General features: G+C 42.4%; 20 protein-coding genes and 1 pseudogene. 18 read left to right on the forward strand and 3 right to left on the reverse strand.

Translation table 11 applies throughout. The annotated features are described in order from the left end of the window. Nucleotides 1-2: 2 nt before the first annotated feature. On the reverse strand, nucleotides 3-818 hold the full coding sequence (locus ACTNC0_RS06460) for a hypothetical protein (protein WP_441086751.1): 816 nt from the start codon (nucleotides 816-818) through the stop codon (nucleotides 3-5). A 362-nt stretch (nucleotides 819-1,180) separates the two neighbouring features. Here ACTNC0_RS06460 and ACTNC0_RS06465 point away from each other — a divergent pair, with 362 nt between their 5' ends. Then, the gene (locus ACTNC0_RS06465; RefSeq protein WP_173679576.1) at nucleotides 1,181-1,807 is read left to right on the forward strand and encodes a lactate utilization protein; all 627 of its coding nucleotides are present in this window, start codon (nucleotides 1,181-1,183) and stop codon (nucleotides 1,805-1,807) included. Nucleotides 1,808-2,031: 224 nt separating this feature from the next. Here the strand turns inward: ACTNC0_RS06465 and ACTNC0_RS06470 are convergent, their stop codons facing one another. Beyond that, complete coding sequence (locus ACTNC0_RS06470) at nucleotides 2,032-2,937, reverse strand: AraC family transcriptional regulator (protein ID WP_441086752.1); 906 nt, start codon at nucleotides 2,935-2,937, stop codon at nucleotides 2,032-2,034. A gap of 169 nt (nucleotides 2,938-3,106) precedes the next feature. On the opposite strand from ACTNC0_RS06470, the gene ACTNC0_RS06475 reads away from it, so the two are divergent. From ACTNC0_RS06475 to ACTNC0_RS06490, 4 genes are all read left to right on the forward strand, one after another. After that, a complete protein-coding gene (locus ACTNC0_RS06475; protein WP_441086753.1) occupies nucleotides 3,107-4,453 on the forward strand; it encodes an MATE family efflux transporter in 1,347 nt (448 codons plus the stop codon). Between the two features lie 138 nt (nucleotides 4,454-4,591). Beyond that, nucleotides 4,592-5,038 (forward strand): D-aminoacyl-tRNA deacylase, encoded by a 447-nt coding sequence (gene dtd / locus ACTNC0_RS06480; protein ID WP_441086754.1) that lies wholly within the window; start codon nucleotides 4,592-4,594, stop codon nucleotides 5,036-5,038. A 146-nt stretch (nucleotides 5,039-5,184) separates the two neighbouring features. Continuing rightward, a complete protein-coding gene (gene proC, locus ACTNC0_RS06485) occupies nucleotides 5,185-5,979 on the forward strand; it encodes a pyrroline-5-carboxylate reductase (protein ID WP_441086755.1) in 795 nt (264 codons plus the stop codon). Between the two features lie 166 nt (nucleotides 5,980-6,145). After that, nucleotides 6,146-7,051 (forward strand): ATP-binding protein, encoded by a 906-nt coding sequence (locus ACTNC0_RS06490; protein ID WP_441086770.1) that lies wholly within the window; start codon nucleotides 6,146-6,148, stop codon nucleotides 7,049-7,051. A gap of 132 nt (nucleotides 7,052-7,183) precedes the next feature. Here ACTNC0_RS06490 and ACTNC0_RS06495 read toward each other — a convergent pair whose 3' ends face one another. After that, nucleotides 7,184-7,639 carry a CYTH domain-containing protein gene (locus tag ACTNC0_RS06495; RefSeq protein WP_441086756.1) on the reverse strand — a complete coding sequence of 152 codons (456 nt, stop codon included), beginning with the start codon at nucleotides 7,637-7,639 and terminating at the stop codon, nucleotides 7,184-7,186. Nucleotides 7,640-7,941: 302 nt separating this feature from the next. Here ACTNC0_RS06495 and ACTNC0_RS06500 point away from each other — a divergent pair, with 302 nt between their 5' ends. The 13 genes and pseudogenes from ACTNC0_RS06500 to rpsI all read left to right on the forward strand — a co-directional run bounded on the left by ACTNC0_RS06500 (nucleotide 7,942) and on the right by rpsI (nucleotide 22,492). Then, the gene (locus ACTNC0_RS06500) at nucleotides 7,942-9,486 is read left to right on the forward strand and encodes a M20 family metallopeptidase (protein ID WP_441086757.1); all 1,545 of its coding nucleotides are present in this window, start codon (nucleotides 7,942-7,944) and stop codon (nucleotides 9,484-9,486) included. 475 nt (nucleotides 9,487-9,961) lie between these two features. Then, nucleotides 9,962-10,522, forward strand: coding sequence for a DJ-1 family glyoxalase III (locus ACTNC0_RS06505; RefSeq protein WP_117677253.1), 561 nt, complete (start codon nucleotides 9,962-9,964; stop codon nucleotides 10,520-10,522). A 406-nt stretch (nucleotides 10,523-10,928) separates the two neighbouring features. After that, nucleotides 10,929-12,215, forward strand: coding sequence for a trigger factor (gene tig, locus ACTNC0_RS06510; protein WP_441086760.1), 1,287 nt, complete (start codon nucleotides 10,929-10,931; stop codon nucleotides 12,213-12,215). A gap of 254 nt (nucleotides 12,216-12,469) precedes the next feature. Beyond that, nucleotides 12,470-13,051, forward strand: a complete 582-nt coding sequence (gene clpP, locus ACTNC0_RS06515) for an ATP-dependent Clp endopeptidase proteolytic subunit ClpP (RefSeq protein WP_008705991.1) — start codon at nucleotides 12,470-12,472, stop codon at nucleotides 13,049-13,051. Nucleotides 13,052-13,265: 214 nt separating this feature from the next. Then, a complete protein-coding gene (gene clpX, locus ACTNC0_RS06520; RefSeq protein ID WP_441086761.1) occupies nucleotides 13,266-14,585 on the forward strand; it encodes an ATP-dependent Clp protease ATP-binding subunit ClpX in 1,320 nt (439 codons plus the stop codon). Nucleotides 14,586-14,605: 20 nt separating this feature from the next. Then, the gene (gene lon, locus ACTNC0_RS06525) at nucleotides 14,606-16,921 is read left to right on the forward strand and encodes an endopeptidase La (protein ID WP_441086762.1); all 2,316 of its coding nucleotides are present in this window, start codon (nucleotides 14,606-14,608) and stop codon (nucleotides 16,919-16,921) included. A 110-nt stretch (nucleotides 16,922-17,031) separates the two neighbouring features. After that, a complete protein-coding gene (gene yihA / locus ACTNC0_RS06530; protein WP_441086764.1) occupies nucleotides 17,032-17,637 on the forward strand; it encodes a ribosome biogenesis GTP-binding protein YihA/YsxC in 606 nt (201 codons plus the stop codon). A gap of 125 nt (nucleotides 17,638-17,762) precedes the next feature. Then, the gene (locus ACTNC0_RS06535; protein ID WP_117677277.1) at nucleotides 17,763-18,608 is read left to right on the forward strand and encodes an energy-coupling factor transporter ATPase; all 846 of its coding nucleotides are present in this window, start codon (nucleotides 17,763-17,765) and stop codon (nucleotides 18,606-18,608) included. Beyond that, nucleotides 18,599-19,444, forward strand: a pseudogene (locus ACTNC0_RS06540) (energy-coupling factor transporter ATPase); the annotation flags it as partial. The gene ACTNC0_RS06535 and the pseudogene ACTNC0_RS06540, both read left to right, overlap by 10 nt. A gap of 227 nt (nucleotides 19,445-19,671) precedes the next feature. After that, nucleotides 19,672-20,475 (forward strand): energy-coupling factor transporter transmembrane component T family protein, encoded by an 804-nt coding sequence (locus ACTNC0_RS06545; RefSeq protein WP_441086765.1) that lies wholly within the window; start codon nucleotides 19,672-19,674, stop codon nucleotides 20,473-20,475. Between the two features lie 111 nt (nucleotides 20,476-20,586). Beyond that, a complete protein-coding gene (gene truA, locus ACTNC0_RS06550) occupies nucleotides 20,587-21,327 on the forward strand; it encodes a tRNA pseudouridine(38-40) synthase TruA (RefSeq protein WP_008705977.1) in 741 nt (246 codons plus the stop codon). Between the two features lie 326 nt (nucleotides 21,328-21,653). Beyond that, nucleotides 21,654-22,082 carry a 50S ribosomal protein L13 gene (gene rplM, locus ACTNC0_RS06555; protein WP_008705976.1) on the forward strand — a complete coding sequence of 143 codons (429 nt, stop codon included), beginning with the start codon at nucleotides 21,654-21,656 and terminating at the stop codon, nucleotides 22,080-22,082. A 17-nt stretch (nucleotides 22,083-22,099) separates the two neighbouring features. After that, nucleotides 22,100-22,492 (forward strand): 30S ribosomal protein S9, encoded by a 393-nt coding sequence (gene rpsI / locus ACTNC0_RS06560; RefSeq protein ID WP_008705974.1) that lies wholly within the window; start codon nucleotides 22,100-22,102, stop codon nucleotides 22,490-22,492. Nucleotides 22,493-22,629 lie beyond the last annotated feature (137 nt).

Raw genomic sequence — 22,629 nt, forward strand, 5'->3', positions numbered from 1 at the left:
TGTTAATTGTCAGGAATGATTGCCTTGCGATATTTTTCACGTTTATCTTCTGGAACTTCCAAAGCGTTCATTGCCTGGTCAATGGTCCAGTTCATATTTTTCATAAGTTTTTTAATGGAGTCGGTTTCTTTAAGTTCCATTCCCTCATCCATTAACATCTGTCCAAGTCTGGTCATTCTGATTACCTCCTTAATTTCGTCTAACTCAGTTCTATCTAAGAACTTGTCAGCCAGTGTATACAACATGGCGGTTGCCTTTTCAGCACTCAGCTCAATATTGGGCTTTGCCAGACAAATAGCTTCTTTAAACATATCCTTGCGGCTCATTTTTCCGGACATCAATGGTGTCAGGGAAAGAGCAGCGTAATCATCTTCAGTAAAAGCTTCACCGTTATCCTGCTTCTGCTTTAATTTCCGGAATACTTCATCTGCATTCTTATTTTTCAGATAAATCGGTTGCACTCTGTAAGTATATAACCCACAGTCCAGTTCAGATTTCACATTCGTAATCCCGCCGGAATAAATGACGTAAGTAATAACTTTCTTCCCTGTCTTATTGGAATATACTGCATCATATGCATGGAATCTTCGCAAATCCGCTTCTTTTTTATCTGTAGTCTGAAACTCTGTATGTATATAGAAACCACCCGTAGTCAGAAAGGTAAAGTCCATATACAAAGACTGAATTGTCAGTTCCACCAGCTCTGTTGGTCCGATTTCTTCATACTGGTAATCAATTCCCAGAGTCTTAAGAATCGTATTCCGAAAATAGTCGAAGCCCATCTTCATAACAGCATCTTCGTGTTTAGCATTTGCCATAAGGTACTCCCTTATTCGTTAAGTATAGTCCTCATTCGTGCCTTGAAAATGTCTTCGGCTGTTCTTTTTGCTTTTATTATTTGTAAGGATTTACGTTTGTCCTCCTTTATATGCCTATTTTATCAGAATACACTCCATTTCTCCAGTCAGAAATTGTGAAAAGACGTGTTGACTTTTCGACAGTGTATTGTCTACTCTGAAAAAAGTGGAAGATATAAGTCTATATCCTGACTGCGAAGTGACAGTTAATAATATGGATAACTTACACAAAAGATATGTTCATTTATAATAATAGAAAAATAGATGAAGATGTGTTATGCTCCTGTTAGTAGATAAAAATCTGGTTTAAGGAGGACACAACAATGGATGCAAACATGAAAAAAAGAAACGAACTTTTGGCAAAAACAGTGATCAAGGGACTGGAATCCCGCAATATGTCCGGGTATTATGCACAAGATAAAGAAGCGGCATTAAAGCAGGCACTGGAACTGATTCCAAACGGAAGCACAATCGCCATGGGCGGATGCATGAGTGCACATGAGATCGGTCTGGTCAAAGCTTTGCAGGATGGAGATTATAATTATATTGACCGCGCAAAGCTTGAACCTCGTGAGGGACTTATGGCAGCCTATGATGCAGATTTCTTTTTATCCAGTGCCAATGCAGTCACGGATGATGGCGTCCTTGTCAATATTGACGGCAATTCCAACCGTGTATCCTGCATTGCCCAGGGCCCGAAAAAAGTAATCTTTATTGTAGGTATAAACAAAGTCTGTCCGGATCTTGACAGCGCAATGAAGCGTGCCAGAAATGTAGCAGCTACAGCTAATGCACAGAGATTTGATATCAAAACTCCATGTAAGGAAACCGGAAAATGCTTTAACTGCAAATCCCCGGATACCATCTGCTGTCAGTTCCTGATCACCAGATATTCCAGACATAAAGACAGAATCCATGTGATTCTGGTAAATGACACACTTGGGATGTAACCAAATCAAGTAAGTCCCCGGCTTCGATTGAACACAAATAATAAAAAAGGACAGTCTCATTGACGCATAATAAGTCAGAGGGGCTGTTCTTTTTTTGAGAATAATAGGTCCTGAAAAATCAATATCTGTATCATGTAAATCAATAGCAGAATGGTTTCTGACATAGAATTCTAATATAATATCCATGCGGCAGAGGGATAACCATATAAAAGAGCAGATACAGGTTAGCACTTTTGCAGCTTAAGAGAATTGTATTCACCGGGATTGCATCCGAATTGTCGGCGGAATGCCCGGGCAAAACGGCTGGCGTTGCTGAAGCCTGTCATATCTGCAATCTGGATCATAGAATATTGACAGCTCTGAACCAGAGGCAGACTTTGGTTGACACGATATTCTTCCAGATAGCCGGTAATTGTCTTGCCGGTCATTTTTTTGAACAGGCGGCAGCAGACCTCTCTGGACAGATGAACCTGGTCTGCCAGTTCCTGCAGAGAGATTACGGATTCAAAATGCGTATTAAGATAATCCAGCATTTGTTCCAGCCTTTCCAGTTCCAGCTGGTTGGCCGGAATAAATTTTGCAAGATCATTCTGGTGTTCGCAGAGAATCATACCGAAAATTTCACAGAGAAGCCCCTTAATCTTCAACTCATAACAGAAGGTCTTCTGATCAAAGAGTGCTTCTGTTTCATTGAGCTTTTGAATCACAGTCCGGGTACATGAGTTTCCGGAAGTAAGAAGGATGCAAGGGACAGCAGAATTCTGGAGAAAAGGGCGAAAACATCTGCGTTCCACATCACTTCCGTATTCGCCGTATATGAAATCCGGACGTGTCAGAAAGGTACTGTATCTGGCATGACTGTTATTAGGTGAGTGACAGCTATGAGGTACATTTCGGTTCAGAAGAAGAACATCTCCAGGTCTGACAGTGTAGCTTTTCCGGTACACCTGATAGATAGCTTCTCCTTCTCTGGGAAGACTGATCTCCAGGTCATTGTGCCAGTGGATAGGTACACTTTTTCCCTCAAATGCCCACAGATCATCATGATTAACGGTCATGGGAAAACCGACAGTTCCATGTTCACAAAGTTCGCGATTGGTTTCATCTACAAGAATTTTACGCATAGCCATATTACAGTTCTCCGATTTTATTATATGTACGCTGTGATGAATTGCTTACAGAAGTATGAGCATCAATACGATCTGACAATTTATCACAGGATATATTCATTTACAATGCTTGTTATAACCACAATTATAACGTTGGTGTGCACATCGTGCAAGGAGAGGAGTAAGAAACATGGCAAGATCAAAAGAGATGGATCTGACTACAGGAAATCCGTTCTGGTCACTGCTGAAATTTGCAATTCCTGTAATCCTGGGAAATCTGTTTCAGCTTTTCTACACACTGGCGGATTCCGTGATCGTAGGTAAAACACTGGGGGCAACTTCCCTGGCAGCAGTAGGGTCCACCAGTATTATTATCTATTTTGTATTCTGCTTTATCAATGGATTCACCGGTGGCTTTGGTATCTGTCTCGGACAGAAATGCGGGGCAAAAGATGAAAAAGGAATGCGCAAGAGCGTCGCAGTTTCCACATTGCTGAGTATTGCATTTACAGTAGTTCTGACACTGATCTGCTGTCTGCTTGCTCACCAGATCCTGCGTTGGATGCAAATCCCATCTGATATTTCCGGTGAAGCATATGACTATATGTTTGTAGTTTTACTTGGTACAGGTGCTACTGTTTTCTATAACATGATCTCCAATATGCTCCGTGCACTGGGAGACAGTAAAACACCATTGTATTTCCTGGTATTTTCATCTGTATTAAATATTTTTCTTGATATTCTGTTTATTGTACCGTTTCATATGGGGGTGGCTGGTGCTGCATGGGCGACTATTCTGTCACAGTTCCTTTCCGCAGTGCTGAGTCTGGTTGTAGGACTGAAGAATTTTCCGATTCTGCATCTGCACAGAGAAGATTTTACAGATTTAAAAGACACGGCAGTCCTGCACCTGAAGACCGGATTTCCTATGGGATTCCAGATGTCTGTCATGTGTATCGGACAGCTTGCCATGCAGGCAGTGGTAAACTCACTGGGTACTGCAGCAGTTGCAGGATATACCGCAGCATCGAAAGCAGATCAGCTTTCTGTACTGGTAAACAATGCAATGATGACCGCAATTTCCAATTATGTGGCTCAGAACTTTGGTGCAGGCAGATGGGATCGGATCCGTCAGGGCGTGCGCGCCTGTCTGATCCAGACAGAAGCATTTAACCTGATCATGTGTATTGGAATTCTGCTGCTGAGACATCCGATCGTAAGAATGTTTCTCTCAGATCCCACAAAAGAAATCTATCACTATTCAGATATGTACCTGACGATTGTAGCTCCCTTTTACTTTGTGCTTGGACTGCTGGCAGTATACCGTACATCCATCCAGAGTATGCAGAATGGCAAAGCACCTTTTGCTGCTTGTATGATTGAACTGGTTATGCGAATCGCTGCAACAGTAGGTCTTTCCGGAATTATCGGATATACATCTGTATGTATTGCCAGTCCAATGGCATGGATCGGAGCCTGTGCACTTCTGATCCCGGTTTATTATAAAATGATGAAGGGAATTGTGCAGTATTACTGAGAATGGAGTGACGAGTGCAAGTAACACAAGATTTTGAGATAACAGCTGCAAGGTGACACTTTACAATGGAAAAATGGATAAAAATGTGCTATGCTATCTATCCATAGACAGAAATTCATTGATTAAGGAGAGTGAATTATGCGTTTTGTAATTCAGAGGGTAACACGTTCAAAAGTGACAATTAATGGTGAAGTACGAGGCCAGATAGGCAAGGGCTTTATGGTTCTTATCGGAGTAGGAGAGGAAGATACCGTTGAAATCGCAGATAAAATGATTCATAAAATGGTTAATATGCGTATTTTCGAAGATGAAAACGGTAAGACGAATCTTGGTCTGAAGGAGGTGGGCGGAAGTCTTCTGCTTATTTCCCAGTTCACATTATATGCTGACTGTAAAAGAGGAAACAGACCTTCCTTTATAAGAGCAGGAGCCCCTGATATGGCTGAAAATCTGTACAAATACATAATTGCCAAATGCAAAGAACACATTGATGTTGTTGAGCAGGGAGAATTTGGGGCAGATATGAAAGTAGAGCTTTTGAATGACGGTCCTTTTACAGTCATATTGGACAGTAATGAATTATAATCACCTGTAACGGTTCAGTATTTTTACAACAGATTGCAGGATGGTCATCATTATCTATAACAAGAAAAAGATAATGAATATAGATATGAAAAAAGCAGTTATAAATTATCAGAAAGCAACAGGAATTGCAAGAGAGGAGCAGATTTATGAAAATCGGATTTATCGGATGCGGAAATATGGCTTCTGCCATGATCAGTGGTATGCTGAAAAAAGGACTTTATAAAAAAGATGAGATTATTGTTTCCAATCTTTCAGAAGAAGGAAGCAAACGAAGCAAAGAAAAACTGGGAGTGGTTACAACTCTGGATAACCATGAGGTGGTAAAAAACACAAAACTGGTTTTCTTGGCAGTGAAACCACAGTTTTATGAAGAAGTGTTGAATGAAGTAAAAGGTGAACTGACACCGGAACACACAGTCGTAGGTATTGCACCGGGGAAAACTCTCGCATGGTTAGAGGAGAAGTGTGGACAACCTTTGAAAGTAGTGAGAATAATGCCGAATACTCCAGCTCAGGTTGGGGAAGGTATGACAGGCGTATGTGCCAATGAGAAAGTGTCTGCAGAAGAGCTGGCACAGATCTGTGAGATTACCAACAGCTTTGGACGTACAGAGGTAGTTCCGGAACGTCTGATGGATGCGGTTGGAGCTGTAAGCGGATGTTCACCTGCATATGTTTTTATGTTTATAGAAGCAATGGCAGATGCTGCGGTAGCGCAGGGAATGCCAAGAAAACAGGCATATCAGTTTGCGGCGCAGTCTGTACTTGGAAGTGCAAGGATGGTGCTGGAGACAGGGATGCATCCGGGAGAACTGAAAGATATGGTATGTTCACCGGCTGGTACGACTATTGAAGGTGTACGGATTCTGGAGAAGAATGGGTTTAGAAGCGCTGTTTTTGAAGCTTTGAATGGGGCGGCTGAAAAAGGGAAAAAAATGTAGATTTCTTTCAAAAGGGACGCTCCGAAATATTATTCTGTTTGTATGCGGTTTCGGAATCTGCGATTCCTGCAAATGCATACAAACAGAATAATATTTCGGAGCTGTTTTATTTTTGTATGATATAGTTTGATTGGGATGATTGGAAATATAGTTTGCTGAAAAATGTATAAATTCTTTTCGTGTGGAATTTGACTGCGATATTTATATTACGGGTTCTAATGCAAAGTTGTTGTCAGGAGAACTTGCAACGGTTCTTGGAGGCAGATATGTCGAATTTACGATTTATCCATTTTCGTTTTCTGAATTTAAAGAATTATATAGTTCTGTATTTCCTGAGGCTTCAGATGTTGAAATGTTTCAAAAATATCTGATACTGGGAGGAATGCCGTATCTGGGAAATTTGCGTTATATGGAAGAACCAGGAAAGCAATATCTGAAGGATATTTACAATTCCGTAGTTTTGACAGATGTGGTAAGGAGAAATAAAATCCGAGATGTAGATCTTCTGGGACGGATAGTATCTTATATTATCGGTAATGTAGGGACAACTTTTTCTGCCAATGCTATTGTTAAATTTTTGAAGAGTGAGCACAGAGCGGTTGCTGCGGATACAGTTATGAATTATATAAAATACTGTATGAATGCATATCTGTTTTACCAGGTAAAACGTCAGGATATTCAGGGAAAGCAGATTCTGGCAACCAATGAAAAATATTATATGGCTGATCATGGCTTGAGGGAAGCTGTTTTTGGCGGGAATATGAAGGATATAAATCTGATTCTTGAAAACATTGTGTTTATGGAAAGCTTACGCAGAGGATATTCTGTTACGGTGGGAAAAGCGGGAGATAAGGAGATTGACTTTATCTGTCAGAAACAGGAACAGAAAATTTATATACAAGTTGCTTATCTGTTAGCTGCTCCGGAAACGATTCAAAGAGAATTTGGCGTGTATGATTATGTACGTGATAATTTTCCTAAATATGTTGTCACAATGGATGAAATCGATATGAGTCAGAATGGGATTAAACATAAAAATATCAGAAAGTTTTTAACCATGGAAGAATGGTGAATTATCGCAATTAAAATAGATGACTTACTTTATTTGGCTAAAAGGTGAGGAGACTGTGTTTTGTAAAACTGCAGTCTCCTTACTTTGGAAAGAAGTATTATTGTAAAATTCAATATGCCAGGCAATTAAAAATTACAGATTTCCCTGACTTAAACGGCTGTTATGGTATTTGCCGGAATTTGTGACATCTTCTCCGAACCATGCCGGTGGTGCATAGCTAAGTGCTTCCTCTTCAGAAGAAAACTCCACTTCTGCAAGATAAAGCCCTTTATACGGAGCATCAAATACATCCAGCTCAATGGTAAGTCCATCTTTTTCAGGAACCAGATAGCGTGTTTTTGAGATAAGAATGCCGTCGGCTTTGGGACGCATATGTTCATAGGATTCTTTGGTAAGAGGAAGATTGTATTCCTCACGAGTCATAAGTCCCTTAGATTTATAAGTGAGATAGTAGTTATCATCCTCTTTGCGGATACGAACCACCGGTGCAGTGGATAAGTATCCCTGTTCCAGTTTGTGGTGTGGATAAGAGTCAAGGTTTTTTGGTAGATTTTCTTTAGAAATTAAAAATTTACGTTCGATTTCCATTTCAGGTTCCTCCAATGAGTAAAATGGTGTCATATTTTATTTTGTGCTATAATTGATGATAGCATAAATAGGAAAATATGGAAAGAATCATATATGCTTTTATAGAACACTAAATGATGACATTATTGCTGTTCGCAGGTCATTGTTTTATGGGATGTTCGGGTATGTATATAACAAATCCCGAGACATACAAGCCAAAATTCCATTGCCGCAGACAATCTGGAATCAATTTTGTATGCATTACTGAGAATAGAGTGTACAGTAACGGCAGGAAGTATTTCACTAAGAAAGCAGGAGATAAAATGGAGCAGGAAGACAAATATACAGATGAATATATAAAAGAAATTTCAGAAGAAATCGACGGCCGAAAAGAATACTATGCCGAAATCAGCAACAAAATCTGGGAGTTTGCCGAGCCAAGATTTCAGGAATACAAATCCTCAGAATTACTACAACATGCACTGAAAAAAGAAGGATTTTCCGTCAAATCCAATTTGGCAGGTGAGGAAACTGCATTTATTGCAGAATACGGATCTGGAAAACCAGTTATAGGATTATTGGGAGAGTTCGATGCACTGCCGGGACTTTCACAGAAAGCAGATGCAACCGAAAGAATGCAGGCAGAACAGCTATCTTGTGAAGCTGAAAACGAATTTCAGAACATGGAATCCAATGATAAGCATAAGAGGCCGGACAAAATTAGTAACAACGTACATGCTCACATTAATAATTGTGGCCATGGCTGCGGTCATCAGCTCATTGGTACCGGAACCCTTGCATCTGCCATAGCACTGAAAAATTTCATGCAGAAACACAACTTAAAAGGCACAATCCGCTACTACGGCTGTCCCGCAGAAGAAAACGCCGGCGGCAAAGCATTTCTTGTCCGCGACGGTTATTTCAACGACTGCGATCTTGCCCTTTGCTGGCACCCGGAACAGGGCCGGAGAGCATGCTACGGAAGCACCAAAGCAAACTTCCGGGTATTCTTCACATTCCACGGAACCCCCGCTCACGCCTCCATGTGCCCGGAACTCGGCCGTTCCGCATTGGATGCAGTAGAGCTGATGGACGTAGGCGTAAACTACATGCGCGAACACATGATAGACGAAGCCAGAATCCACTACGCCATCACCGACACAGGTGGAGACGCGCCAAACGTAGTCCAGTCCAGAGCCCAGGTACTCTACGCTATCCGTGCCCCAAAGATTACCCAGGTAAAAGAACTCTACAACCGTGTCTGCAACATAGCCAAAGGTGCCGCCCTCATGACCGAAACCACCGTAGAAATCCGCCAGGTAGCTGCATATTCCAACCTGATCTCCAACAAAATCCTGGCAGACCACATGAACACATACCTCGAAAAACTCGGCCCAATCACTTATACCGAACAAGAATATACCTACGCCCAAAATTTCCAGCAAGCCCTCTCAGATCAGGACAAAAAACAACTCCCGGCCATCGCCCGGGATTATTTCGGCCCGAATGCAACCGAAGCAATGAAAAAAACAATCTTTGAGCCAATCGCGTATCAAAACTTATACAGCGACCTCAAATACTCCACCGACGTAGGTGACGTAAGCTGGATTGTCCCAACCGTCCACCTTAACATCCCCACATTCGCCGCCGGAACCGCCCTCCACTCCTGGCAGGCAGTCGCCCAGGGCAGATCCACCATTGCCCACAAAGGAATGCTCTATGCCGCCAAAATCATGGCTCTCACCGCTATGGATTTCTTGCAAACTCCAAAACTAGTAGAAGATGCTAAAAAAGAGCTGGTAGAAACCCTGGATGGCGAAACATACCCCAACCCCTTACCTAAAGATTTAAATCCAGAAATCTGGTAGATTTTAAAATTATTATGGAAGAATAAGCAAAAAATGAAATATATAAAAAGAAAATGAATTTGTAATGCAAAAATAAAAAAACTAAAACATACAGCAGAAGTAACACATGATCATATACTCAGCGCGAAGCTCTTTGTCTCCTGGGGTGAATTTGACGAGTCTTAGTAACTCTTAGGTCTGGGGAATCTGCGTTATGGAAAAGAATAGCAACGTGTTTGAGCGAAGTTTGCAACGGAGCGAGTTTTGCATTCTTTTTCATGCTTTTAGCAGATTTTCCAGACCTTAGAGTTACTTAAGCTTACGAAACTGAACCCCAGGAGACAAAGAGCTTCGCGCGTCTCTTAGTCATATCTTTTCATCTGTTCCATTCCCACGTTGTAACTCTTCATAAAAGATGCTATAATCCCTTTCAGAAACAAAATAGGAAATGCTATAAAACAATCCAATAAAAATCACCCAGGAGGTACCTCAAAAAATGAGCAAAAAAGCATACATCTTCCTGGCCGACGGATTCGAAGACATCGAAGGCCTCACCGTAGTAGACCTTCTCCGCCGCGCCGGAATCGACATCAAAACCGTATCCATCAAAGAAACCACCCAGATCCAGACATCCCACGGCATCACCATGCTCACCGACACAACATTTACAGAAACCAGCTTCACTGATGCTGATATACTCGTTCTCCCAGGTGGAATGCCGGGAACAAAATACCTTGCAGCATACAAACCACTCACCGACCTCCTGACAGATTTCAACAACAAAGGCAAAAAAATCGCAGCCATCTGCGCAGCTCCAAGCGTATTCTCAGGACTTGGTTTCCTCAAAGACAAAAAAGCCACATCCTACCCGTCATTCATGGAAGTCATTGCCAAAGATGGCGCCCAGACCAGTGAAGACAGTGTAGTAACAGATGGAAATATCACTACCAGCCGAGGTCTTGGAACAGCCATAGATTTCGCACTTTCCATCATCGAACAGCTTGAAAGCAAAGAAAAAGCAGACGAAATCGCAGAGTCCATAGTATACAAACGCTGAAGAATCCGCAGAAACCTTGTATTTCCGCGAATTTTCTGCGAAAAAACACTAGCACTTTTTGTTTTTTTGTGCTATACTGCTACAATGACTGTAAATATATAATTAAGTTATAGACAGGCCTTTTGCGTTACTGTCCACGGGGAATATTCCGCGAGGTGTTTTTTGTGAACGGAGTTCACGGAAAACCCGAGACATACCGCGCGAATTTATGCGATAGCATAAATTCTGTGCATCGCGAAGCGTGTTACTGGGCACGGAGTGAACAGTGACTCTCCCGCTTCTGTAAATGGTGGGAGCGGAGCTTAGACTTGAATATATAGAAATAGGTAAAAACTGTGAATGATATAACGCAGCTGAAAAAACCAGTCGCAAATTATAACCTGAAAATTAAGGAGGAACACGTAACATGAGTTTACAGGTGGAAAAAATGGAAAAAAACATGGCGAAACTTACTATCGAAGTTGCCGCTGAAGATTTAGAGAAAGCTATGCAGAACGCATATCAGAAAGCAAAAGGAAGAATCTCCATTCCTGGATTCCGTAAAGGAAAAGCTCCAAGAAAAATGATCGAGCAGATGTATGGAAAAGGAGTATTCCTTGAAGATGCTGTTAACGCTCTGATTCCGGAACACTACAGCAAAGCTTTAGCTGAATGCGAACTTGAGATCGTTTCCCAGCCAACAATCGACATCACACAGGCTGAGCCAGGAAAAGCATTTATCTTCACAGCAGAAGTAGCTACTAAACCGGAAGTTACATTAGGTGACTACAAAGGTGTAGAAGTACCGAAGACAGAGATTACAGTAACAGATGAAGACGTAGATGCTGAGATCAAGAAAGAGCAGGAGAAAAACTCCAGAACAATCAACGTAGAAGACCGCGGAGCTCAGTTACAGGATGTTGTAACAATCGACTTCGAAGGATCCGTAGACGGAGTACCATTTGACGGCGGACAGGCTACAGAATATCCTCTGACACTTGGTTCCAACACATTCATCCCGGGATTCGAGGATCAGCTTGTTGGCGCTAAAGTTGGCGATGATGTAGATGTTAAAGTTACATTCCCTGAAGAATATCAGGCAAAAGAACTTGCTGGCAAAGAAGCGATCTTCAAATGCGCGGTTAAGAAAATCGAAGCAAAAGAACTTCCGGAACTGGATGACGATTTTGCAAAAGATGTTTCTGAGTTCGATACACTTGCAGAGTACAAAGAACACGTTAAGACAAACCTTGTAGATAGAAAAGAAAACGAAGCAAAACGTGCAAAAGAAGATGCAGCAGTAGATAAAGCAATCGAAAATGCACAGATGGATATTCCGGAAGCTATGCTTCAGACACAGTGCCGTCAGATGCTTGATGACTTCAGCAGAAGAATGCAGTCTCAGGGATTATCCATGGATCAGTACTTCCAGTTCACAGGCATGACAGCTGAGAAGATGATGGAAGACATGAAACCACAGGCATTAAAGAGAATCCAGACAAGACTGGTTCTTGAGAAAGTTGCAGAAGTTGAGAACATTCAGCCAACAGAGGAAGAAGTAAATGAAGAGATCTCCAAGATGGCTGAAGCATACAAAATGGAAGCTGACAAGTTAAAAGAATTACTTGGAGAGCGTGAACTTGAGCAGATGAAGAAAGACATGGCTGTTCAGAAAGCAGTTACTGTTATTGCTGACGCTGCTAAGGAAGTTTAATTTTATAGTAATCGAATTTTTACCGAATCAAGTAAGTCCCCTGCTTCAATTGCGAAGAGCAATAAGCAGTAGGTGGGGACTTACTTGTATCAGGAGGGGTACAAGCCCCTCCTGATAAACTGCGAAGCAGTTATTCGGTTATGAGCAAGTAGCGAAAGCGGATTGCGAATATCCGATTGACTATCTGGAGAGAGACAGACTTAGCTGTTTTCTCTTCCCGGAAAAAGTCAGCCGCGAAAAATGGAGGCGTTTATATGAGTTTAGTACCTTATGTCATTGAACAGACAAGCAGGGGAGAGAGAAGCTACGACATCTATTCAAGGCTTCTGAAAGACAGAATTATTTTTCTGGGTGAGGAAGTAAATGATGTGAGTGCAGGACTGATCGTATCACAGCTTCTTTTCCTGGAAGCAGAAGATCCTGGTAAAGATATCCAGCTGTATATCAACAGCCCGGGCGGTTCCGTAACAGCCGGCATGGCAATTTATGATACCATGCAGTATATCAAATGCGATGTTTCTACCATTTGTCTTGGAATGGCTGCCAGTATGGGAGCATTTCTTCTGGCAGGAGGTGCAAAGGGCAAGAGATTTGCTCTTCCGCATTCTACAATCATGATCCATCAGCCATCCGGTGGTGCACAGGGTCAGGCAACAGAGATCCAGATCGTGGCGGATCATATCGCACAGACAAAGAGAACTTTAAATGAATTATTGGCTGCAAATACCGGTCAGCCGATAGAAGTTGTTGAGCGTGATACAGATCGGGACAACTATATGACTGCTGAAGAAGCAAAGGCATATGGACTGATTGACGGTGTAGTCATGCATAAATAATGCGAAAGATAAGACTCCTGTGAATCATCACAGGAGTCTTATTATATCACAGGAAATTACTCTGTAATGTTCCTGTGATATAATAAGCCCTCCGGGCAGGATCGTACTGCGGCGGAGAGAAATTATGTCGCTAAAGCGACCCGCCGCAGGCGGAGAATCCTGCAAAGCAGGATTCTTTTTTTAAATCAAATTTAGAAAGGATAGACATAAATTCATGGCAGAAAAGATGAGAGAAGGAAAAATAAGATGTTCCTTTTGCCAGAAGACAGAAGACCAGGTAAGAAAACTGATCGCAGGTCCGGATGGTAAAGCATTCATTTGTGATGAATGTATTGGAATCTGTTCAGAAATCATGGAAGAGGAATTAAATCCTTATGATGACAGTGAAATCATGAACTCTGATATCAATCTTCTGAAACCGGAAGAAATCCATGCAGTTCTGGATGATTATGTAATCGGACAGGACGCTGCGAAGAAAGCTCTTGCCGTTGCTGTTTATAATCACTACAAGAGAATTCTTGCATCCAGAAATTCCGAAGTAGAGCTTCAGAAGAGTAATATTCTGATGCTTGGCCCAACAGGTTCCGGTAAGACATTACTCGCCCAGACACTTGCAAGACTTCTGAATGTACCATTTGCTATCGCAGATGCCACAACACTGACAGAGGCCGGTTATGTAGGTGAAGATGTTGAGAATATTCTTCTCAAGATCATTCAGGCGGCAGATTACGACATTGAGCGTGCACAGTATGGAATTATCTATATCGACGAGATTGATAAGATCACGAGAAAATCTGAAAATGCATCTATTACACGTGATGTTTCAGGAGAAGGTGTACAGCAGGCTCTCTTAAAAATCCTTGAGGGAACAGTTGCAAGCGTTCCTCCGCAGGGTGGACGTAAGCATCCGCATCAGGAATTCATCCAGATTGATACGACCAATATTCTGTTCATCTGTGGCGGTGCTTTTGACGGAATCGAGAAGATCATTGAGTCCAGACAGGACACCAAGTCTATCGGTTTCGGAGCAGAAGTTTCCGTAAAAGAAGAGAGAAATGTAGGAGAAGTTCTGAAGGATGTAATGCCGGAAGACTTCATCAAATTCGGTCTGATTCCTGAGTTTATCGGACGTGTGCCGGTAGTTGTAACTCTGGATGCGCTTGATGAGAATGCACTGATCAGTATTCTGAAAGAGCCGAAGAACTCACTTACCAAACAGTATCATAAATTATTTGAACTGGATGGCGTTGAACTTAATTTCGAAGATGATGCACTGCAGCTTGTTGCGAAGAAATCTCTGGAACGTAGGACCGGAGCCAGAGGACTTCGTGCGATCATGGAAGGTTCACTGATGGATCTGATGTACAAGATTCCGTCAGATGATACAATTCGTAAGTGCACAATTACAAAAGATGTAGTAGAAGGCACCGGTGAGCCGGAGATCGTCCGCGGAGAAGCTCCTGCAAAGGCGAAGACAGCCGGAAGCAGAAGATCGTCCCGGACACATAAGAAAGACAAACCGGAAACAGCCTGATGAAAGGGACTGAACAATAAATGACAAATCAGAATATGGTGCTGCCGGCGATCGCCCTCAGGGGAACAACGATTCTTCCGGGGATGATCGTTCATTTTGACGTAAGCAGGGAACGCTCTGTCAAGGCGATTGAAGCAGCCATGCTTCATGACCAGAAGATTTTTCTGGTAACACAGATTGATCCTGAGGTGGAGACACCGGATCTGGCAGGTGTGTACCGCGTAGGAACTATCGCTTATATCAAGCAGGTTGTGAAACTTCCTCAGAACCTTCTACGCGTACTTGTAGAAGGAACAGGACGCGCCACACTTGTGAAATTTGAGCAGGAATTTCCATTTATTAAAACAGAGATCATACCGGTTGATGAAGAAGAAATGCAGATGCCTGAGCCAGTGATGGAAGCCATGCACAGGAGTCTGAAAGAATTATTTTACAGATACTGCATGGAGAATGGAAAAGTCAGCAAAGAGCTGGTAGCACAGATTTTAAATATAGAGAATATAGAGGAACTTGTTGAGCAGATCGCGGTAAATATTCCGCTGTCTTATCAGAATAAACAGAAGATTCTGGAAGCACTGACACTGGAAGAACGCTATGAAGTTCTGGGTGCGATCTTAAGTAATGAGATTGAGATCATGCAGATTGGCAGAGATCTTCAGAAAAAAGTGAAAGCCAGAGTCGATAAGAATCAGAGAGAATATATTCTGAGAGAACAGCTGAAACTGATCCGTGAAGAACTGGGAGAAGACAATACTGCAGATGATGCAGAGGAGTTTAAGAAGAAGCTTCAGGAGCTTCAGGCCAGTGATGAAGTAAAAGAGAAGATCAGCAAGGAGATCGAGAGATTTAAGAATACCAACACCAATGTTTCTGAGAATGCGGTACTCCGTGGTTATATTGAGACAATGCTGTCTCTTCCATGGGATAAGAAATCTGTGGATTCCGATGATCTGAAAGAAGCCTGGAAAGTACTTCAGGATGGTCATTACGGATTAAAAGATGTGAAAGAGCGCGTGATGGAATTCCTTTCTGTCCGTAAACTGACACATAAAGGGAAGAGCCCGATTCTCTGTCTCGTGGGACCTCCGGGAACAGGTAAGACATCTATTGCCAAGTCCATTGCAGAAGCAATGCATAAGAAATATGTACGCATCTGTCTGGGCGGTATACGAGATGAGGCAGAGATCCGTGGTCACAGAAAAACTTATGTAGGTGCTATGCCAGGTAGAATCACAGCTGCATTACAGCAGGCAGGCGTAAGTAATCCGCTGATGCTTCTTGATGAAATCGATAAGACCAGCAGTGATTACAAAGGAGATACCTCCGCAGCGCTTCTTGAGGTACTTGATCCGGAGCAGAACAGCAGATTTCTGGATCATTATATAGAAGTTCCACAGGATCTCTCAGAGGTACTGTTTATTGCCACTGCAAATGATGTTCAGGGAATCCCGAGACCTCTTCTCGACCGTATGGAACTGATCGAGATCGCGGGCTACACAGAGAATGAGAAAGAGCACATTGCAAAAGAACATCTGGTTCCAAAACAGATGGAAGAGAATGGTATTGAGAAAGGAAAGTTGACGATTCAGACAGCAGCCCTTAAGAAGATCATCAATAATTATACAAAAGAAGCCGGAGTTCGAAATCTGGAGAGAACCATTGGTCAGATCTGCAGAAAAACTGCACGATTGATCATGGAAGAAGATAAGAAAAAAGTCACAGTTACTTCTAAGAACCTGTCAGATTTTCTTGGAAAAGAACATTTCAATTATCTTATGGCAAATAAGAAAGATGAGATTGGTATTTCCCGTGGTCTTGCATGGACACAGGTAGGTGGAGATACACTTCAGATCGAGGTCAATGTAATGCCAGGAAAAGGTGAGCTGATGCTTACCGGACAGCTTGGCGATGTGATGAAGGAGTCTGCACAGGCGGGAATCACTTACATTCGCTCCATTGCTTCAGATTATAAAGTAGAACCGGAATTTTTCCAGGAAAACGATATTCATGTGCACATTCCGGAGGGAGCAGTGCCAAAAGACGGACCATCCGCGGGTATTACCATGGCAACTGCCATTCTTTCCGCTATTATCAAGAAGCCGGTAAGAGCAGACCTTGCCATGACCGGTGAGATTACACTGAGAGGAAGAGTACTTCCAATCGGTGGTTTAAAAGAGAAACTTCTTGCCGCAAAATATGCGAAGATCAAAGAAGTATTAGTACCGGCAGAGAATAAGCCGGATATTCAGGAATTAGATAAAGAAATCACAGATGGACTTACTATCACATTTGTAAGTTCTATGAAAGAAGTACTGAATAAAGCACTTGTATCCTGATAACACAGTAATGATAAAGAGCATTACTGAGAATCGAAGTGAACAGCAAACAAAGAGCCAGTCTGGGAAATGACTGACTCTTTGCTGTGAAAATAAAAGCGAGGAAATCAATGGTTATTAAGAATGTATCATTAGATATCGTCTGCGGTATCACCAGTAAGCTTCCGGATACCAACAGACCGGAGGTTGCATTTGCAGGAAAATCAAATGTAGGAAAATCATCTCTGATCAACGGACTGATGAATCGGAAATCTCTTGCCAGAACAAGTGCGCAGCCGGGAAAAACACAGACCATTAACTTTTACAATATCAATGAAACTATGTATCTGGTAGACCTGCCTGGCTATGGATATGCAAAGGTTTCACAGTCTGAGAAAGAAAAATGGGGCAAGATGATCGAGAGATATCTTCATACATCCAAAGATCTCAAAGCTGTTTTTCTTCTCATTGACATCCGTCATGATCCATCTGCAAATGACAAGATGATGTATGACTGGATCCTGAATAATGGTTATGAGCCGATTATTATAGCGACCAAGCTTGACAAGCTCAAACGAAGCCAGGTTCAGAAGAATATCAAAGCAATCAAAGAAGGGCTGAAGCTGAGCAAAGATGGCATCATCATTCCTTTTTCCGCTGAAACAAAGCAGGGAAGAGATGAAATCTGGGCTCTGATCGATGAGTTGACCGGACTGGCAGCTACTGAAGAAGCCTGAGAAAATAAAATGTTACTGAAACAAAAAGGAAACAGTAATAAAAAATAGTTGCTGTCCGTTGATTGCAGAGTACATTTTCTGAGAATAAAATGGACAGTGAATACAAATACGAGGACAAAAATATTATGGGAATTATCAAGGCGTTCAAGCTGGGATTTGACTATCTCAAGTATGATGAAGATGGTAACGTGCAGGACACGCAGCGTGCTGTCAATGATGTAAACCTGGACATTGAAGCCGGACAATTCGTGGCTATTCTGGGACATAATGGTTCTGGAAAATCTACTCTTGCAAAGCATTTGAATGCGCTTCTCATTCCGACGGAAGGGACGTTATGGGTAGATGGGATTGACACGTCTAAAGAGCCGGAATTATGGAAAGTCCGCCAGAAAGCGGGCATGGTTTTTCAGAATCCTGACAATCAGATCATAGGAACTGTGGTAGAAGAAGATGTAGGTTTCGGACCGGAGAACATGGGAGTGCCGACAGAGAAAATCTGGGAGCGAGTAGATGAGAGCCTGAAAAAGACAGGCATGACCTCTTATCGTTATCATTCTCCGAATAAGCTTTCCGGAGGTCAGAAGCAGAGAGTTGCTATTGCCGGTGTGATGGCAATGCGCCCGAAATGCATCATTCTGGATGAGCCAACTGCGATGCTTGATCCGAATGGACGAAAGGAAGTTCTGGAGGCAGTCAGTGATCTTAATAAGCAGGAGGGAGTGACTGTAATTCTGATCACACACTATATGGAAGAGGTTGTACGCGCAGACAAAGTATATGTGATGGACAGCGGAGAAGTGGTGATGCAGGGAACACCGAAGGAGATTTTTTCTCAGGTGGAAACTCTGAAGGAATACAGACTGGATGTGCCACAGGTAACACTTCTGGCACATGAACTTCATAAAGCCGGAGTGGATATTCCGGAGGGAATACTGACTACAGAGGAGCTGGTGAATGCCTTATGTCTATAGAATTAAAGAATGTAACATACACTTACAGTCCGGGAACTGCTTATGAAATCCATGCGTTAAAAGATGTAAATCTTTCTATTCCGGATGGACAGTTTATTGGAATTATCGGGCATACAGGAAGCGGAAAGTCTACCCTGATCCAGCATTTTAATGCACTGATCCGTCCGACTTCCGGTACGATCACATACAATGGAGAGGATATCTGGGGAGAGAAATACGACCGCCGTGCACTGCGAAGTGAGGTAGGCTTGGTATTTCAGTATCCGGAGCACCAGCTTTTCGAGAATGATGTACTCTCTGATGTCTGCTTTGGTCCGATGAATCAGGGGTTATCCAGAGAAGAAGCAGAAGTGGAAGCTAAGAAAGCTTTGCAGCATGTAGGATTTAAAGAGAAAAATTACAGCAAATCTCCGTTTGAACTTTCCGGAGGACAGAAGAAACGAGTTGCAATCGCCGGAGTTCTGGCTATGAACCCGAAGATTCTTATTCTGGATGAGCCAACAGCAGGTCTTGATCCGAAAGGACGCGATGATATCCTTGACCAGATCGCAGAGCTTCATAAAGTAAGAGGGATTACTATTATCCTTGTATCCCACAGCATGGAGGATATTGCAAAATATGCGGAGAGACTGATCGTAGTCAATGACGGAGAAATCGCATATGACGATGCTCCCAAAGCTGTATTTGCTCATTACAGAGAGCTGGAAGCCATGGGACTTGCAGCACCGCAGATTACTTATATCATGCATGCGTTGAAGGAAAAAGGCCTGGATGTAGATGTAACTGCTACAACGGTGGATGAGGCAAAAGAGAATATCCTTGCAGTTTTAAGAAAATGTAATCCCGGGAAATTGTCCGGTGACAGACAATCTGTTTCAGACAGTCAGTCGAAAAAAGAAAATGCCAAAGCAGAAACCTTAATTAGTGAGATGGAAGCTGATCTGACTGAGGATGGGACGAAAGAGTCTCATTCAGATGCGCCTGATGAAGATTTAAGCATTCAGAAGGCAACAATGGATAAAAAGTCTGCAGAACAAGAAGAGAATGAGGGAGGGCAGGAAGTATGATCCGAGACATTACAATAGGACAGTATTATCCTGCAGATTCCGTTCTGCACAAAATGGATCCGAGAGCAAAGCTGGTGGGTACGCTGGTGTTCATCATCTCTGTCTTTGTATTCCATACATTTCCGGGATATGCAGTGGCAACTATATTTCTGGCAGCGATGATCATTCTTTCCAAAGTTCCTGTGAAATTTATGTTCAAGGGACTGAAGGCAATCGTGATGCTTCTTATGATCACAGTGGTATTTAATATATTTCTGACACCCGGAAAGGTTCTCTGGCAGTGGGGAATCCTGCATGTGACAGAGGAGGGCCTGAAGCTGGCCGGAAGAATGGCCATCCGCCTGACGTATCTGGTGATCGGTTCTTCTCTTATGACGCTGACTACCACACCCAATCAACTTACAGATGGTCTGGAACGACTTCTCAGGCCGTTAAATAAACTTCATGTGCCAATCCACGAGATTGCCATGATGATGTCTATTGCGCTGCGTTTTATCCCAATCCTTATGGAGGAAACCGATAAGATCATGAAAGCACAGATTGCACGTGGCGCAGATTTTGAAACCGGAAATATAATTCAGAAGGCAAAAAATATGATTCCGCTTCTGGTTCCGCTGTTTATTTCTGCGTTCAGAAGAGCAAATGATCTGGCCATGGCCATGGAAGCAAGGTGCTATCATGGAGGGGATAACAGAACCCAGATGAAGCCATTGCGTTATGAGTTCAGAGACTATATTTCCTATGTGGTGATGTGGGCTTATCTGGGAATCGCCATTGTTTTCAGAATTGTGGGAATCTGAGAAATATAATTTATAAAGATATTTTATATGCTGTAATCCGGTAGGAAAGGATTACAGCATATTGTTTATTTTGTTATAACAAAAGTTTTCAATTTTTATGGAGGAAAACAGATGAAAAGAATTGGTCTTGTAGTTGCATATGACGGCACAAACTATTGCGGCTGGCAGACACAGCCAAACGGGATTACTGTACAGGGGGTATTAAATGATACATTGTCCGAGCTTCTTGGCGAGAAGATAGAAACGATCGGTGCAAGCCGTACAGACGCAGGGGTTCATGCCATGGGAAACGTGGCAGTATTTGACACCAACACACGCATTCCCGGGGAAAAGATTTCCTATGCACTGAACCAGCGTCTTCCGGAAGATATCCGCATTCAGCTCTCTGAAGAAGTAGAACCGGATTTCCATCCCCGTTATTGCGACAGCGAGAAAACATACGAATACCGCATCCTGAATCGCAAATTCCCGGTTCCGACAGAGCGCTTATACACCTATTTCTACCACTACAAACTGGATGTAGATAAGATGAAAGCAGCAACCTCATACCTGATCGGACAGCATGATTTTGCTTCTTTTTGCGGTGCAAAAGCGCAGGTAAAAACAACTATCCGTACAGTGACAGGAATTGATGTATGGCGTGACGGAGATATCGTAACCATACGTGTAACAGGAACAGGATTCCTCTACAACATGGTACGAATCATCTCCGGAACTCTGATCGAAGTAGGAAACGGACAGTATCCGCCTGAGAGAGTAAAGACAATTCTGGAAGCCTGCAACCGCGAAATGGCAGGCCCAACTGCTCCGGCACAGGGACTGACACTGATGGGGATTGAATTTTTTGATTGATAGTCAGGAGGAGAAAATCATCCGTTTCGATAATTGCCGGTGGGATAACTGATCAACAGTTTTTTTGATGAAAAACAAAAAACGGGGGAGTAACGAAAAAAGTTGAAAAAACGACACAAAACCTATTGACAGAACAGAACCCTTATAATATAATAACCAAATGTGACGTAGTGCGAGATGCTTAAGCCAAATAGCCCAGGCGAAAGTATTTATCAGCGGTTTCGGACATTTCCGCATTTTTAGCACCGGCGTTTCCAATAACTTATATTCGCGGGAAATTCCGCGGTTAATTAAACTATCGTTGATAAATAACAGGAGGTAAAACCATGCAGACTTATATGGCTAATCCAGATAAAATCGAAAGAAAATGGTATGTAGTTGACGCTGATGGATGTACTCTTGGCCGTCTGGCATCCGGAGTAGCAAGCGTTTTAAGAGGAAAAAATAAACCACAGTTTACACCACACGTAGACACAGGTGATTATGTAATCATCGTAAACGCTGACAAGATCAAAGTTACAGGTAAGAAATTAGAGCAGAAAATCTACTACAATCACTCCGATTATGTAGGTGGAATGAGAGAAACCACGTTAAAAGAAATGTTAGCAAAGAAACCTGAGAGAGTTATCGAGCTCGCAGTTAAAGGTATGCTTCCAAAAGGACCTTTAGGAAGAAGCATGTACACAAAACTTTTCGTATATGCAGGACCGGAACACAAACATGAAGCTCAGAAACCAGAAGCTTTAACATTTTAATTAGGAGGTAGAAAACATTGGCTAGCGCAAAATTCTACGGAACAGGAAGAAGAAAAAAATCAATCGCAAGAGTTTATCTTGTACCTGGAACCGGTAAGATCACAATCAATAAAAGAGATATCGATGAATATTTTGGATTAGATACACTGAAAGTTATCGTTCGTCAGCCTTTAGCTGCAACAGAAACAGAAGGCAAATTTGACGTATTAGTTAACGTTCATGGCGGTGGATACACAGGACAGGCTGGTGCCATCAGACATGGTGTTGCAAGAGCCCTTCTTCAGGCAGACAACGACTACAGACCAGTTCTGAAAGCTGCTGGATTCTTAACTCGTGACCCACGTATGAAAGAACGTAAGAAATACGGTCTCAAAGCAGCTCGTCGTGCACCACAGTTCAGCAAGCGATAATCGACTGCTCAGACTATATCAAAAGGTTTACAAAACCCTGGAAAATCACAATGTCATTAACTTTAGCAAAAAGCAGAAATCGTAAGCATTTATAAAACTACGATTCCTGCTTTTTGTTTTTTTGTATGGGCATACTT

Origin of the sequence: Blautia sp. HCP3S3_B11 (assembly GCF_052064435.1) — a bacterium.
Lineage (GTDB): Bacteria > Bacillota > Clostridia > Lachnospirales > Lachnospiraceae > Blautia_A.